We start from the raw sequence: 15077 nt of genomic DNA on the forward strand, positions 1-15077 counted from the left end.
GGGGACTGTCTTGTAGCGGTCTTGGAACACGCTTGGGGACGGCTACGATGGCCCGCGTCATGCTGATGCGGGTGCTCGGGCCGTTCGCGGTCGACGTCAGTGGCGGTGCGGCCGACCTCGGCGGCCCCCGCCAGCGCGCCGTGCTCGCGCTCCTGCTGTCCGCCGGCGGCGACGTCGTCTCGGTCGACCGGATGATCGACGACCTGTGGCGCGGCGAGGCGCCGCCGCGGGCGATCGCGTCCCTGCAGGCGTATGTCTCCAACCTCCGCCGCGTCCTCGAACCCGCCCGCGAACGCCGCGCGCCGGCCCGGCTGCTGATCAGCGCGCCGCCCGGCTACGCGATCCGGGTGCCGCCCGACGCCGTCGACGCGTGGCGCTTCGAGGCCCTCCTCGCCGAGGCGCGCGCCGCGCACACCGCCGAGCCCGGCCGGGCGCGGCTGCTGCTGCGGGCCGGGCTGGAGCTGTGGCAGGGCGGCGCGTACGCCGAGTTCGCCGAGGAGCCCTGGGCGCAGCCGGAGGCGGCGCGCCTCGAAGAGCTCCGCCTGGTCGCCCGGGAGCTGCTGCTGGACGTGGCGCTGCGGACCGGCGGCGCCGCCGAGGCGGTCCCGGAGGCGGAGCTGCTGACCCGGCAGGCGCCGCTGCGGGAGGAAGGGTGGCGGCTGCTCGCCCTCGCCCTCTGGAGCACCGGCCGGCAGGCCGACGCCCTCGCCGCGCTGCGCCGCGCCCGCGCCGTCCTCGCCGACGAGCTGGGCCTGGACCCGGGGCCCGCGCTGGTGGAGCTGGAGTCCGCGATCCTCGGCCAGCGCGTCGGGATCCTCGACGGCCTGCGCCCGGCGCCCAGCTCCGCGGGCAGCGTCCGGGCGGATGTACCGGCAACCGCCGAGCCCCACCCGCACCCGAACCCCGGCTCCGGCGGAGCCGAGGGGTGGACTGCCGAAAGCGCGGGACCGGCGGGCGACGAGCACCGTGGGCAGGGCGCGGCGCCGCCGGACCGGTCGCCCGCCCCACGGGTGGCGGGCCAGGAGCACCATGAACGTGCGGCCGGCAGCCCCGTACATGAGCGGGCGACGCCACCGCAGGCGCGTGGGGCCGGGCAGGACGAGGTGTTCGTCGGGCGGGGACAGGAGCTGGCGACGCTCTCCGGGGTCGCCGCCGAGGCGGTCGCCGGCGGTCCGCGGATCGTGCTGCTCAGCGGCGAGGCCGGGGTCGGCAAGACCAGTGTGCTCGCCCGGTTCCGGCAGGAGCTGCTCGACGGCGGCTGGCTCGTCGCGGTCGGCAGGTGCCCCGAGGTCGACGGTGCGCCACCGGCGTGGGCCTGGGTCGAGGCGCTGCGCGGGCTCGCCGGCGACGTGCCGCCCGACGACCTCGGGCCGGCGCTCGCGCCGCTGCTCGAGGACGCCGACCGCCCCCTGGCGGCCCCCGGCGAGGTCAGCGACGTGGCCGGCGGCCGGTTCCGCCTGCACCGGTCCGTGCGTGCGTGGCTGCGGCGGGCCGCCGCCCTCAGGCCCGTGGCCATCGTCCTGGATGACCTGCACGCCGCGGACGCCGAGACGCTGCTGCTGCTCGCCAGCGTCGCCGACCTCACCGACGCGCCGGTGCTCATCGTCGCCGCGCTGCGGCCCGCCGACAACCGGGAGCGGCTCGCCGAGACCCTCGCGGCGCTCGCCCGGCGGTCGCCGCTGCGCGTCCACCTCGACGGGCTCGGGCCCGCCGACGTGCAGCGGCTCGTCGGCGCGTTCGCCGACGCCGACGCGGGCACCGTCGCGGCCCTCGCCGAACGCACCGGCGGCAACCCGTTCTACGTCCGGGAGTCCGCGCGGCTGCTCGCCTCGGAAGGCGCGCTCGTCGCCACGTCCGACGTGCCGGAAGGGGTACGCGACGTGCTGCGCCGCCGGTTGTCGCGGCTGCCGCAGCCGGCCGTCGCGGTGCTGCGCCTCGCCGCGGTCGTCGGGCGGGAGGCCGACGTGGAGACCCTCGTCGGGGCCGCCGACACCGACGAGGGCGCCGTGCTCGACGCGCTCGAGGCAGGGCTCATCGCGGGCCTGCTGACGGAGCCGGCGCCGGGACGGGTCAGGTTCGTGCACGGGCTGGTCCGGGACACGATGTACACGGACCTGTCGCAGCTGCGCCGCACCCGCATGCACGCGAAGGTCGCCGCGTGCACCAGGCAGCTGCGCCCCGACGACTACCCCGCGCTGGCGTACCACTACGCGCGGGCCGCCTCGTCGGACACCGCGGCGCTCGCCGTCGACTACGCGGTGCGGGCGGCGGAGCTGGCCGAGCGGCGCTACGCGTACGACGCCGCGATCGAGCTGCTCGAAGGCGCGGTGCTGACCGTGGAGGCCGTCGCCGGGGACCGCGACCAGCTGCGCATCGACCTCCTCGGCCGGCTGCTGCGGGCGCAGGCGCGGGCGGGCGCGGTGGCGCAGGCCCGGCAGACCCGCGACCGCGCGCTGGACATCGCCGTCGCCGGCGGGCGCGAGGACCTGCTGATCGCGGCGTTCACCGCGTGGAACGTGCCGACGCCTTGGCAGATCCGCCCGTACGGCGTGATCGACCACCGGGTCGTCGGCCTGCTGAGCCGCCTGCTGCGCAAGCCCGACCTGGACCCGGCGACCAGGGTGCGGCTGCTCGACGCGTTCACCGCCGAGCTCGACGGCGAGGACGACCCGCGCGGCCCGGCGGCCGGCCTGGAGGCCTTCGAGCTCGCCGCGTCCCTGCCCGACCCGGCCGTGCGGGCGCTCGGGCTGGCCGCCAGGGCCAGGACGATGCGCTTCGACCTGGAGGCCGGCGAGCGGGCCGAGGTCGGCGCGCGGCTGGCGGAGCTCGCCAGGGCGCACGACATGGTCGCCTACGAGTGGGCCGCCGAGCAGATCCTCGCCAACTGCGCCGCCGCCGGCAACGACGCCGCCGGCGTGCGGGACCGGATCGCGCGGCAGGGGGCGCTCGCCACGGCGTACCAGCTGCCGGAGCCCCAGGCGATCATCCTCAGCGCCCGGGCCGCGCTCGCGCACGTCGCCGGCGACTACGCCGAGGCGCAGCGGCTCTACGACGAGGCGCTCGAATACATGCGCCGGCAGGGGTCGCTGCACGCCGACGGGTTCCACTTCCTCGCCACCGCGAGCCTGCTCATCAGCCAGGGCCGCTTCCAGGAGTACCTGGCGCAGACCCGCGCGACGCAGGCGGCCCTCGGCCCGATCGCCGACGACGCCCTCGCCCTGGCGCTCGTCGAGGCGGGCCGGCCGGACGAGGCGCGGGCCATCGCGGTCGGCGAGCACCGGCACCGGCCCGACTACTTCCAGTCCGCGTTCATGGCGGTGCGGGGGCTGGCCGTCGTCGCGCTCGGCCGCGCCGACCTGGCACCCGCCGTCATCGAGGCGCTGCTGCCGGTCCGCACGCAGATCGCCGGGATGAGCAGCACCTCGATCGCGATGCGCCCGGTCGCGTACATCCTCGGCCGGCTGTTCGAGCTCCTCGGCGACCACGACCGGGCGGCGGAGCACTTCCAGCTGTCGCGGGACGTCGCCGCAACGTGGGGCGCCGCCCACTGGGTCGCCGACGCGGAGGCCGCCCTGTCGGGGCTCCGCGCTCACCCGCGCTGAACCTGCCCTGAGTCTGCGCTGGGCTTGCGCTGGACCCGTCCGCACCAGGTCAGGAGCGCTACCGCGGCCAGCGCGAACCCGGCGTTGCCCCACCACCGGACCTGGTCGTCGGGCTGCACCAGCCAGGTCAGGACGAAGCCGAGCCACGCGTACGTCAGCAGCACCCCGCCGACGAGCGCGATGTGCCGCCCGTGCGTCCACCGTGGGCTCCGCGCGAGCCGGGAGACGACGACGGCGGCGAGCCCGAGCAGCGCCACACCGATCCAGACCCCGGCCCAGCTCTCCGGCACCGCCACGAACGCCCCCGACAGCACGAACCCACCGGCCCCGGCCAGCCACGCCTTCGGCACCCACCCGCCCGCGCCGCGCGGTCCCGGCCGGCGGGTCAGGAACGCGGCCACCACCAGCAGCGCCGCCACCACGGCCGCCCCGGTCAGCTGCGCCGGCGTGGCGAGGAACCCCGACGAGTCGTGCAGCTCCTTGAAGATGATCCAGAGCCCGCCCAGGTACGCCAGCGCCGTCACCACCAGCCCCACCGGTCCGAGCCACGGGGTGCGGCGCCGGCCGGGCGTCAGGTGCTCCACCAGCGCGATCGGCAGGGTGGTGCTCCACACCGCGTGCCCGACGATGAACGCCATCGAGTGCAGCGCGCTGATCCCCAGCGCCGGCACAGGTGTCACCGACTGGAAGTCGTGCCCCTCGAACGCCGGGTTGAACATCGACTGGTCCGCCAGCCCCGCCTCGATCACCCCGTACGCCGCCCCGAGCAGCAGCACCGCCGGCCACCCGAACCCGGCCCGCCGCACCACCTCCCTGATGAGCAGCGCGCCGGCGCCGTACATCGGCACCAGGAACGGCAGCGCGGCCAGCTCCCGCACCGAGATGTTGCCCAGCAGGTACTCCCCGACGAACGGCGCCAGCACGAGCAGCCCGGCCACCGGCGCCATCTTGCGGATGAACGCTCCCATGCCTCCAGTCCACCGGCCCGCCACCGCCCCGCCTACCGCCGAAAGTCGCTCCCCACCGTCACCTTCCGCCCACCACCGCCCCCCGACCACAGGCCGTGGCCGGGATGGGGTAGGAGTGGGGGCGTGGGTGAGCTGGCGGTGGAGCGGGTGCTCGGGGATGTGGTCTCCGTGCTCGGGGGTGGGGCCGGGGTGCTGGTGGCGCCGCCGGGGAGTGGGAAGACGACGCTGGTGCCGGGGGTCCTCGCGGGGGCGTTCGAGGGCAGGGTGGTGGTGGCGGAGCCGCGGCGGATCGCGGCGCGGGCGGCGGCGCGCAGGATGGCCGAGCTACGGGGCGAGCGGGTCGGGGAGAGCGTGGGGTACAGCGTCCGCGGCGACCGCAGGGTCGGGCCCGGGACGCGGGTCGAGGTCGTCACGACCGGGCTGCTCGTGCAGCGGCTCCTCGCGGACCCGGAGCTGGCGGGGGTGGGGACCGTGATGATCGACGAGTGTCATGAGCGGCACCTGGACACGGATCTGGCGCTCGGGTTCCTGGTGGAGAGCAGGCAGACGCTGCGGCCGGAGCTGCGGCTGCTGGCGACGTCCGCGACGGCCGACACGCTGCGGCTCGCGGAGCTGCTGGAGGCGGGCGTCGTCGCGGCGGACGGGTCGCCGCACGAGGTGGCGGTGGTGTGGTGCCCGCCGGAGCGGCCGGTCAGGCCGCCGCACGGGCTCAAGGTCGACCCGGCGTTCCTGGACCACGTGGCGGCGGTGGTGCGCAGGGCGTGGCGGGAGACGGCCGGGGACCTGCTGGTGTTCCTGCCCGGCGCGGCGGAGATCGCGTCGGTGCGCGGCAAGCTCGCCGACCTGCCCACGGACGTCCTGCACGGCCGGCTGCCGGCGGCGGCGCAGGACGCGGCGATCAGGGCCGGCGACCGGCGCCGGGTCGTGCTCGCGACGGCGGTGGCGGAGAGCAGCCTGACGGTGCCGGGAGTGCGGGTCGTGGTCGACGCCGGGTTGGCGCGGGTCCCACGGACGGATCATGCTCGCGGTCTGGGGTCTCTCGCCACGGTACGAGCGGCGAAGGCCTCCACCGTCCAGCGCGCCGGGCGGGCCGGACGGGAGGGGCCCGGCGTCGTGTACCGCTGCTGGTCGCAACTGGACGACGAGCGGCTGCCGGCGCAGCCCGAGCCCGAGGTGGCCGTGGCGGAGCTGAGCGCGTTCGCCCTCGCGCTCGCCTGCTGGGGGCACCCGGGCGGGGTGGGCCTCGCACTGCCGGACACACCGCCGGACGCGGCGATGCGGGTGGCGCAGGCGACGCTGCGGGCGCTCGGCGCGGTGGACGACGCGGGGCGGGCGACGCCGCGCGGGCACCGCATGTCGCGCGTGGGCGCGCATCCGCGGCTGGCGCGGGCGCTGCTGGACGGCGCGCCGGCGGTGGGGGCGCGGAAGGCGGCCGAGGTGGTCGCGATCCTCGCCGACGACACCCTCGCCAGGGGCGACGACCTCGCCGCCGCCTGGCGCCACCTCCGCGACGCCCGGGACCCCCGCTGGCGCGCCGAGGCCGACCGCCTGCAGCGCAGCGCCGCCCCCGACGCCCCGCAGCGCACCGCTACCGAAGACCGGCAGCCTGCCGCCGTCGATCAGCAGCGCGCCGCCACTGAAGGCCCGCAGCGCGCCGACGACGACCGGAAGCGCGCCAACCAGGACGGCGGGCGGCGGCGTGCCGCCGGAGGGGATGGGGCGCCCGTGACGATGCCCGACGACCTGGTCGCGGGGCTGATCGTCGGGCTCGCCTACCCGGAGCGGCTCGCCCGGCTGCGCGGCGGCGCGTACCTGATGGCGGGCGGGACCGAGGCGGCCCTGGCGCAGGGGTCGGCGCTGACGGGGCACCCGTGGCTCGCGGTCGCCGTCGCCGACCGGCAGCCCGGCAGCGCCTCCGCCAGGGTCCGGCTCGCCGCCGCGATCGACGAGGACACCGCCCGCGAGGCCGGCGTCGCGCTGCTGTCCACGGTGGACGAGGTGACGGCGGAGGGCGCGGAGCGCCAGGAGCGGCTCGGCGCGATCACGCTGCGGCGGCGCGAGCTGAAGGACCCGCCGCGGGAGCTGGTCGAGCGGGCGCTCCGCGAGGCGCTCGCCAAGCAGGGGCTGCGCTGGACGAAGGAGGCGGCCCAGCTGCGGCAGCGGATGGACTTCTGCCACCGCGTCCTCGGCCCGCCGTGGCCCGACGTCAGCGACGCCGCCGTCATCGCGCACACCGACCTGAGCCGCGTCACGAAGCTCTCCGCGGTCGACCCCGGGACGACGCTCCGGGCCATGCTGCCGTGGCCCGCGGCGGCCCGGCTCGACGAGCTCGCGCCCGAGCGGCTGCCGGTGCCGAGCGGGTCGCTCGTCAGGCTCGACTACAGCGACCCCGAGGCGCCGGTCCTCGCGGTGAAGGTCCAGGAGGCGTTCGGCTGGCTGGAGACCCCACGCATCGGCGACGGCCGGGTGGCGGTCCTGCTGCACCTGCTGTCGCCCGCGGGGCGCCCCACCGCCGTCACCCGCGACCTGGCGTCCTTCTGGCGCACCGGATATCCGCAGGTCCGGGCCGAGCTGCGGGGCCGGTACCCGCGCCACCCATGGCCGGAGGACCCGGCCACCGCCACCCCGACCAGACGCACCAACCCGCGCAAGTGAAACCCCGACCAGACGCACCAACCCGCGGAAGTGAAACCCCGACCAGACGCACCAGACCGCGCAAGGGAAGCACCGGCGGGCGCGGGACCCCGCGCGGGTGAAGCCAACCGGGGCCGCGTGTACCCGTGCGGGTGAAGCCACCCGGCGACTCACCCACCGGCGTCACGGCCGGCGGGCAGGCTGGAGTCCAGAGGAGGCGATCCAACCCCGGGAGGGACGCATGGACTTCCGCGCGATGGACCTGACCACACTGGCCGCCGAGGCGTTCCAGTACGGCTACCCGCTGCTGACCAGCCTCGCCGCCGTGGAGCGGGAGGGTGGCGCGGACAACACGTTCAGGCATCAGCGGCGCTTCGACGACCGGGCCAACGCCAACCCGGACCTGCTGCACTCGACGGCGCGGCTCGACCTGTCCGGCGGGCCACTGTGGCTGCGCGTCCCCGACACCGGCGACCGGTACCACGTGCTGCAGTTCGTCGACGCGTGGACGGACAACTTCGCGTACGTCGGCCGGCGGTCCACCGGCGGCGGCGAGCGCGAGTTCCTGCTCGTGCCGCCCGGGTGGGCCGGACGGGAGGCCCCCGGCGCCCAGGTCATCAGGATCCCGACGATGGTGACGACGCTCATCGGGCGGTTCGCCTGCGGCGGCGCCGACGACGCGACCGCCGTGCACGCGCTGCAGGACGCGCTGCGGATCGAGCCGATGTACCCGCAGGTCCCGCTCGACGGGCTGCCCCACCCGCAGGCGGGCGTCCCGGAGGACCTGGTGTTCTTCGAGACGCTGCGGCGGGCCCTCGCGGCGTTCCCGCCGTCGCCGGCGGAGCGGCGCTACCAGCGCAGGTTCGCGGCGATCGGGCTGCTGGAGCCGGGCACGTCGCCGTACGCGGGCGCGCCGCGCGAGCTCCGCGAGACGCTGCGCGACGGGCTCGAAGCGGCCCGCGACCAGCTGGAGGAGGAGGCGACGACCCGGCACGCCGAACTCGTCAACGGCTGGACCAACGACCTGCACATGTTCGACTTCAACCTCGACTTCTTCGAGGTCGGCACGATGGACACGCCGGAGTGGACGATGCCGGACCGCGACGAGGCGCACGTGATGCGGGCCGTCGCGGCGCGGACCGGCCTGTGGGGCAACCACGCCTACGAGTCGGTCGCGCCGACCGTGCACAAGGACGCGGCCGGCGTCCGGCTCAGCGGCGCCCACCGCTACGAGCTCCGCTTCCCCGAGCCGCCGCCGACCGAGGCCGGGTGGTCGTTGTCCATGTACGACGCACCCGGCTCCTTCCCGGTGCCGAACCCCCTGGACCGCCGCGCGATCGGCGGCGGCACCCCGGGGCTGCGGCCCGAGGCCGACGGGTCGCTCACCATCCGCATCCAGCACGAGCGGCCCGACGACGTCGCCAACTGGCTGCCGGCGCCGGAGGGAGGCTTCCGGCCGGTGCTGCGGGTGTACGAGCCGAGCCAGGCCGTCCTGTCCGGGACGTTCCAGCCGCCGCCGGTCATGCGGCTCTAGTGCTGTCCTAGTCACCTCCAAGTCGGCTGTAAGTGGCACCCGGGATGGTGTCGCTGCTGATTCAGACGACTTGGAGGCACCACATATGTCCCGCTTGCTCGGCCGGCTCGGAGGAGCGGCCGCCGCCCATCCCTGGCGCATCATCGGCGCGTGGGTGATCGTGCTCGTCGCGTTCACCGCGCTGTCCGCCGGCTTCGGCGGCACCCCGCACGACGACTACAACGTGCCCGGCACCGAGTCGCAGGCGGGCACCGAGTTCCTGCGCAAGCACCTGCCGGAGCTGGCCGGCACCGACGCCCGCGTCGTGGTCCACGGCAAGGGCAAGGTGGACCCCGCGACCCTGGAGGGGCTCCGCACCCGGCTCGCCGCGATGCCGAGCGCCGGGGACGTGTCGCAGCCGCGCATGTCGGCCGACGGCGACACCGCGCTCATCGCCGTCCGGTACACCATCCCGGTCACCGACTTCGAAGGTACCACCGGCATGGACGCGCTGCGGGCCGCCGCCGAGCCGCTCGTCCGCGAGGGCCTGCAGGTCGAGTTCGGCGGCCAGGTCGCCGAGAACATCTCCGCGCCGTCCGGCACCGCCGAGGCCGTCGGCATCGTCGCCGCGCTGTTCATCCTGGTCTTCGCGCTCGGCTCGGTCATCGCCGCCGGCCTGCCGCTGATCGTGGCGATCAGCGGCCTCGGCGTCGCCAGCGCCATCATCGCGCTGCTCGCGAAGGTCACCGACATCAGCGGCACCGCCCCCACGATCGCGACCATGGTCGGGCTCGGCGTCGGCATCGACTACGCGCTGCTGCTCGTCGCCCGGCACGTCGAAGGGCTGCGGGCGGGGCTGAGCCCGCGTGAGGCGGCCGCCGCGGCGAACGCGACCGCGGGCGCGTCGGTCATCGTCGCCGGGCTCACCGTGCTGGTGTCGCTGTTCGGCCTGAGGCTGGCGACGCTGCCGGTCTACTCGTCGTTCGGCTACGCCACGTTCGCCGCCGTCGGCGCCGTCATGCTCGCCTCGATCACCCTCGTGCCGGCGCTGTGCGGCCTGGCGGGCCACCGGGTCCTGCCCCGCGCGGTCCGCAAGGGCACCGCCGTGGCGCGGGACACCGTGGCGCGGGACACCGTGGCGCGGCCCGGGCTCACGGCGCGGTGGGCGGCGCTCGTCGGGCGCCGGCCCGTCGTCGCGGCCCTGGCGTCGCTGCTGGTCCTCGGTGTGCTGTCCGCGCCGGTCCTCGGCATGCGCACCTGGCCGCAGGACGCCGGCAGCCAGCCGACCTCCAACACGACCCGGCAGGCCTACGACCTGACCTCCGCCGAGTTCGGCGCCGGAGCCAACGGCCCGCTCGTCATCGCCGTCGACACGGCCAAGGTGCCGGACGTCGACGGTCTCGTCGCCGCCCTGCGCGCCGTGCCGGGTGTGGCGCTGGTGGCGCCGGCCGCCCGTACCGCCGACGCCGCCGTCATCCTCGTCGAGCCCACGACCGGACCGCAGGACGAGCGGACCACCGAGCTGCTCAACCGTCTCCGCGCCGACGTCCTGCCCGACGGCGCGCTCGTCACCGGGCTCGTCGCGGTGTTCGCCGACATCTCCGACCGGCTCTCCGACCGGCTGTGGATCGTGGTCGCGTTCGTGGTGGCGCTGTCGCTGCTGCTGCTCACCGTCCTGTTCCGGGCGCCGGTCGTGGCCGTCAAGGCCGCCATCATGAACCTGCTGTCGGTCGCCGCGGCGTACGGCGTGATGACCGCCGTCTTCCAGACCGACGCCGGCGCGAAGGCGGTCGGGCTGCCGCACTCGGTGCCGGTGTCGAGCTGGGTGCCGATCCTGCTCTTCACCGTCCTGTTCGGGCTGTCGATGGACTACGAGGTCTTCCTGCTGTCCCGGGTCCGCGAGGACTGGCTGGCGACCGGCGACGCGCAGGGCAGCGTGGTCCGCGGCCTGTCCGCGACCGGCCGGGTCATCAGCGGCGCGGCGGCCATCATGGTGGCGGTGTTCATCGGGTTCGCCCTCGACCCCGACGTGACGGTCAAGATGATCGGCGTCGGCATGGCCGCGGCCGTCCTCGTCGACGCGACCCTGGTCCGCCTGGTCCTGGTCCCGGCGACGATGTCGCTGCTCGGCCGCGCCAACTGGTGGCTGCCCGCGTGGCTGGACCGCCTCCTGCCGCACGTGAAGGTCGAGGCGGCCGAGGAGCGGGAGCTCGCGCCCGTGGCGTAAGCCCCAGCGCTGCCCCGGGGTCAGCCCCAGGGCAGCGCCTCAGCGCAGCGCCTCAGCGCAGCCCGAGGGCGGCGAGGACCCGCCCGACCGTCTGCCCCACCGGCCGGAGGACCGCATCGCGGATCCACCGGCCGGTGGGCGTTACCACCGACTGCCAGACCCACCGGACCGGGGCCACGACGAGGTACTTCCACAGCAGGACGACGGAATGGTTCCACCCCCATGACACAGCCCACGCGATGCCGCGCCCGACCGGCACGACGAGGTTGCGCCAGAGCCAGGCGATGAGCAGGCCCGCCGGCCGGATCCCGTAGTAGCCGATGACGCCGACGACGAACGCGACCGCGAGGCCGACCGGCCTCAGCACGTAGCGCCACAGCGCGACCGCGAGCCAGGCGATGGCGATGCCCAGCGGGCGGATGCCGTAGCGGTACCCGGTCTCGGCCAGCCACGCGATCGCGATGCCGATGGGGCGCAGGACGTAGCGGTACAGCCCGATCCCGGTCCACCGGACCCCCTGGACCAGGGCCCAGAGGACGTAGTAGACGCCCTTGCCGAGGTAGACCCAGAACAGGCGGGTGCGCTTCGCCAGCCACACGGTCGCGTCCCAGAGTGCCTGCAGCGCGGGCGCGACCACGTGCTCGATGAGCCACGCGAGGGGCGCCGCCACGAGGTTGCGCAGCACCCAGACCAGCGGGATCCAGATCAGGGTGCGCCACACCCAGGCGAGCGGCCGGAGCACGACGTAGTTGATCGCGATGCCGATCGGGCGCAGGACGTACCGGTAGACGAGCCGGGGGATCGGCTCCAGGACGTACCTGCGGATCGCGACGAGCAGCTCCCACAGCAGCTTGAACGGCACGACCACGACGACCGCGACCACCCGCACCGGCCACGCCAGCCAGTCGGGAAGCGGCTCCGGCTCGCGGGACTGCTTCTTCAGCGATGTCATGCCGCCGCCAGGATCGTGCGGGCCCGCATGAGGGCGAAGCCGAGCAGGTTGAGGCCGCGCCACAGGGCCGGCTCGTCGGCGGAGGCGTCCTGGGCGCTCAGCCCGATGCCCCAGACCCGGTCCACGGGGCTCGCCTCGACGAGGATCCGGTCGCCGGTGCCGAGCAGGAACGCGCGCAGGTCCTCGTGCTGGCCGAACTTCCCTACGCTGCCGTTGACGACGATGTCGAAGCGCTCCCGCTTCCAGACGGTCTCGTCGAAGCCGCGGACCTCACGGCCGAGGGTCTTCGCGTCGTTCGGGTGACCGGCCTTCAGCACCTTCGCCGCGGTGGCGGCGTCGCCGAACAGGGTGGCCTTCGACCACATCATGTAGTGCTCGGCGGACGCGTACCGCACGCCGCCGACCTGGAACTCGGCCGGCCACCACTGGCTCAGGCAGCCCGGCCCGACGGAACCGTCGCGGTTGGGCCGGTGCCCCCAGAAGTGCAGGAAACGGACCCGCGCGTCGGTCGACATCAGCGCGATGAGCTCGGCGGTGCTGGCCGGTGGGTCGGTCGGAACTGGCATGATCCGAGTCTGCCGGACGGTGGCAACCCGTTATGTCAGGAATCCGGCGGTGCGATGGGCAAGATCACCGTGACGACCAGCCCGCCGCCGTCGCGCGGCTCGGCCCGCACCCGCCCGCCGTGGGCGCGGGCGACGGCACCGACGATCGACAGGCCGAGCCCGGCGCCGGGCACGCCGGCCGCGACCCGCTCGGGCCCGAGCCGCCGGAACGGTTCGAAGAGGCGCGGGATCTCGTACCGTGGCACGACCGGACCCGTGTTGCTGACGGTCAGCGCGACGGTCCCGTCGGGGCGGGTGCCGCAGCTGACGTGGACCCAGCCGCCGTCGGGCAGGTTGTGCCGGACCCCGTTCTCGACCAGGTTGTGGACGAGCCGTTCGAGCAGCACGGCGTTGCCGGTCGTCGGGGCCTCCTGCGGCGCGCTGTCCACGGCCGCCTTGCCCGGCGGCAGTTGAGCCGTGACGTGCTCGACGATGTCGGCGAGGTCGACGAACGACCGGTCGGTCACCTCCCGCTCCGACCTGGCGAGCAGCAGCAGCCCGTCGATGAGCTGCTCGTGCCGGGCGTTGACGGCCAGCAGCGTCCTGCCGAGCTGCCGCAGCTCCGGGGAGGCGTCCTCGGGGTCGACCGCGACCTCCAGGAGCGTCCGGTTGAGCGTCAGCGGGGTCCGCAGCTCGTGGGACGCGTTGGCGATGAACCGCCGCTGCCCGTCGAACGCGTGGTCGAGCCGGGCCAGCATCAGGTCGAACGTGTCGGCGAGCTCCTTGACCTCGTCGTGCGGGCCGGGCAGCGCGATCCGCTCGTGCAGCCCGCGGTCGGGGGCGTTGGCGATCCGGCGGGCGGTGGCGGTCACCTGGTGCAGCGGCTGGAGCAGCCGCCCGGCGATCAGCCAGCCGAACGCGGTCGCCGCGGCCGCGATGACGGCGAGCGCGATGCCGCCCTGGACGATCAGCGTCTGCCGGGTGTCGGTGGTGATGTCGTCCCTGATCTGCCGGACGAACAGCTGCCCGTCCGGCGGCGGCGCGGCGACACCCGGGGGCAGCCCGCTGACGGTCCCGCTGATGATCGCGTTGCCGCTGAGCCGCTGGTACAGCAGGACGTACGTGACCCCGAGCAGCAGCAGCCCGGCGAGGAGGAACAGCCCTCCGTACACCAGCGTGAGCCGCGCCCGGATCGTCAGCCTGTTCATCAGTCTGGTGGTCATCACGCCACCCGGTAGCCGACGCCGGGCTCGGTGTGGACGACCGGTGGGTCGCCGAGCTTGCGCCGCAGCTTGAGGATCGTCATCCGCACCGTGTGCGTGAACGGGTCGGCGTGCTCGTCCCACGCCTTCTCCAGCAGCTGCTCGGCGGAGACCGCGGCGCCGTCGGCGCGCAGCAGCTCGGCGAGGACCGCGAACTCCTTGCGGGACAGCGGCACGTACCGGCCGTCGCGGAACACCTCCCGGCGGTGCGGGTCGAGCCGGATCCCGGCGCGCTCCAGGACCGGCGGGGCCGCCGCCCGCGCCCGCCGTCCGAGCGCGGCGACCCGCGCCGACAGCTCCCGGAACGCGAACGGCTTCGGCAGGTAGTCGTCGGCGCCGATGGCGAGGCCGGCGACCCGGTCGTCGATGTCGGCGGCGGCGGTCAGCATCAGCACGCGGGCCGCGCCGTCGCGGGCCGCCAGGGACCGGCACACGTCGTCGCCGTGGACGACCGGCAGGTCCCGGTCGAGGACCACGACGTCGTAGTCGTTGACGTCGAGCCGCTCCAGGGCGGCGCCGCCGTCGTGGACCACGTCGACCGCGTGCGCGTCGCGCCGCAGCCCCTGCGCGACCGTCTCGGCCAGTAGCGGCTCGTCCTCGACCACCAGAATGCGCATGCCTCCATGGTGACGCGTGGTGACGTCACGCCGGCGTCAACGTTCGCGGTTACGGCCGGGTGACGCGCTCCCCGCTTGACTTCGGCGCAGCGGCCGGCGAAGGCCCGGCCCCTCTCAGGAGGAACACCATGATGCGCGTCAGGACAGCCCCGGCGCGGGGTCTGTTGCTCGGCCTGCTGCTCGTCGCCGGCCTCGCCGTCTCCGGGTGCGGCAAGACCGGCGGCGGCGACAACGGGGTGGCGAGCGCCGGCGGCACGCCGACCGCGAGCGCGAGCGCCGGGTCGGGGAACCAGCCCCGGGACCCGGCCAAGGACCAGGAGAACATGCTCAAGTACGCCCAGTGCATGCGTGAACACGGCATCGACATGCCGGACCCGCAGTTCGAGGGCGGCGGGGTCAGCATGATGCTCCCGCAGGGTGCCGACAAGGCGAAGGTCGACGCCGCGAACGCCGAGTGCAAGCAGTACATGCCCAACGGCGGCCAGCCGATGAAGGCCGACCCGGAGATGCAGGAGCGGATGCGCAAGTACTCGCAGTGCATGCGGGAGAACGGCGTGCCGGAGTTCCCGGACCCGAGCGAGGACGGCGGCATCCGCATCGAGGGCGGCCAGGGCAGCAACCTCGACCCCGGCAGCGAGGCCTTCAAGAAGGCCGACCAGGCGTGCCAGCAGTTCGGCCCGAAGCGCCCCGGCGACGGCGGCCCCGCCACCAACCAGAAGACCGAGACCGGCGGCGGCGCATGAGCGTCGATCGCCGG

10 protein-coding genes are annotated in these 15077 nt (G+C 75.2%); 5 read left to right on the forward strand and 5 right to left on the reverse strand.

Annotated elements, in window-relative coordinates; all coding sequences use genetic code 11:
* Positions 1 to 59: 59 nt before the first annotated feature.
* A complete protein-coding gene (locus ABD332_RS49865; RefSeq protein ID WP_344512366.1) occupies positions 60 to 3602 on the forward strand; it encodes a BTAD domain-containing putative transcriptional regulator in 3543 nt (1180 codons plus the stop codon).
* Here the strand turns inward: ABD332_RS49865 and ABD332_RS49870 are convergent.
* Positions 3590 to 4570, reverse strand: a complete 981-nt coding sequence (locus ABD332_RS49870) for a hypothetical protein (RefSeq protein ID WP_344512368.1) — start codon at positions 4568 to 4570, stop codon at positions 3590 to 3592. The two genes, ABD332_RS49865 and ABD332_RS49870, sit on opposite strands and share 13 nt — an antisense overlap.
* Before the next feature lie 123 nt (positions 4571 to 4693).
* On the opposite strand from ABD332_RS49870, the gene hrpB reads away from it, so the two are divergent.
* From hrpB to ABD332_RS49885, 3 genes are all read left to right on the forward strand, one after another.
* Positions 4694 to 7225 carry an ATP-dependent helicase HrpB gene (gene hrpB / locus ABD332_RS49875; protein ID WP_344512370.1) on the forward strand — a complete coding sequence of 844 codons (2532 nt, stop codon included), beginning with the start codon at positions 4694 to 4696 and terminating at the stop codon, positions 7223 to 7225.
* A gap of 220 nt (positions 7226 to 7445) precedes the next feature.
* Positions 7446 to 8738, forward strand: coding sequence for a DUF1254 domain-containing protein (locus tag ABD332_RS49880; RefSeq protein WP_344512372.1), 1293 nt, complete (start codon positions 7446 to 7448; stop codon positions 8736 to 8738).
* An 85-nt stretch (positions 8739 to 8823) separates the two neighbouring features.
* Positions 8824 to 10944, forward strand: coding sequence for an MMPL family transporter (locus ABD332_RS49885; protein WP_344512374.1), 2121 nt, complete (start codon positions 8824 to 8826; stop codon positions 10942 to 10944).
* Positions 10945 to 10996: 52 nt separating this feature from the next.
* On the opposite strand, the gene ABD332_RS49890 is transcribed toward ABD332_RS49885, so the two are convergent.
* The 4 genes from ABD332_RS49890 to ABD332_RS49905 are packed head-to-tail and all read right to left on the reverse strand — an operon-like array spanning position 10997 to position 14320.
* Positions 10997 to 11896, reverse strand: a complete 900-nt coding sequence (locus tag ABD332_RS49890; protein ID WP_344512376.1) for a hypothetical protein — start codon at positions 11894 to 11896, stop codon at positions 10997 to 10999.
* Positions 11893 to 12462, reverse strand: coding sequence for a riboflavin biosynthesis intermediates N-glycosidase (gene ybiA, locus ABD332_RS49895; RefSeq protein ID WP_425552413.1), 570 nt, complete (start codon positions 12460 to 12462; stop codon positions 11893 to 11895). The genes ABD332_RS49890 and ybiA overlap by 4 nt, the downstream gene beginning before the upstream one ends.
* A gap of 35 nt (positions 12463 to 12497) precedes the next feature.
* Positions 12498 to 13649 carry a sensor histidine kinase gene (locus ABD332_RS49900; protein ID WP_344512443.1) on the reverse strand — a complete coding sequence of 384 codons (1152 nt, stop codon included), beginning with the start codon at positions 13647 to 13649 and terminating at the stop codon, positions 12498 to 12500.
* Between the two features lie 14 nt (positions 13650 to 13663).
* Positions 13664 to 14320, reverse strand: coding sequence for a response regulator transcription factor (locus ABD332_RS49905; RefSeq protein ID WP_344512378.1), 657 nt, complete (start codon positions 14318 to 14320; stop codon positions 13664 to 13666).
* Between the two features lie 128 nt (positions 14321 to 14448).
* Here ABD332_RS49905 and ABD332_RS49910 point away from each other — a divergent pair, with 128 nt between their 5' ends.
* Positions 14449 to 15063 carry a hypothetical protein gene (locus ABD332_RS49910; RefSeq protein ID WP_344512380.1) on the forward strand — a complete coding sequence of 205 codons (615 nt, stop codon included), beginning with the start codon at positions 14449 to 14451 and terminating at the stop codon, positions 15061 to 15063.
* The last annotated feature ends 14 nt before the right edge of the window (positions 15064 to 15077 follow it).

Origin of the sequence: Dactylosporangium maewongense (assembly GCF_039531485.1) — a bacterium.
Lineage (GTDB): Bacteria > Actinomycetota > Actinomycetes > Mycobacteriales > Micromonosporaceae > Dactylosporangium > Dactylosporangium maewongense.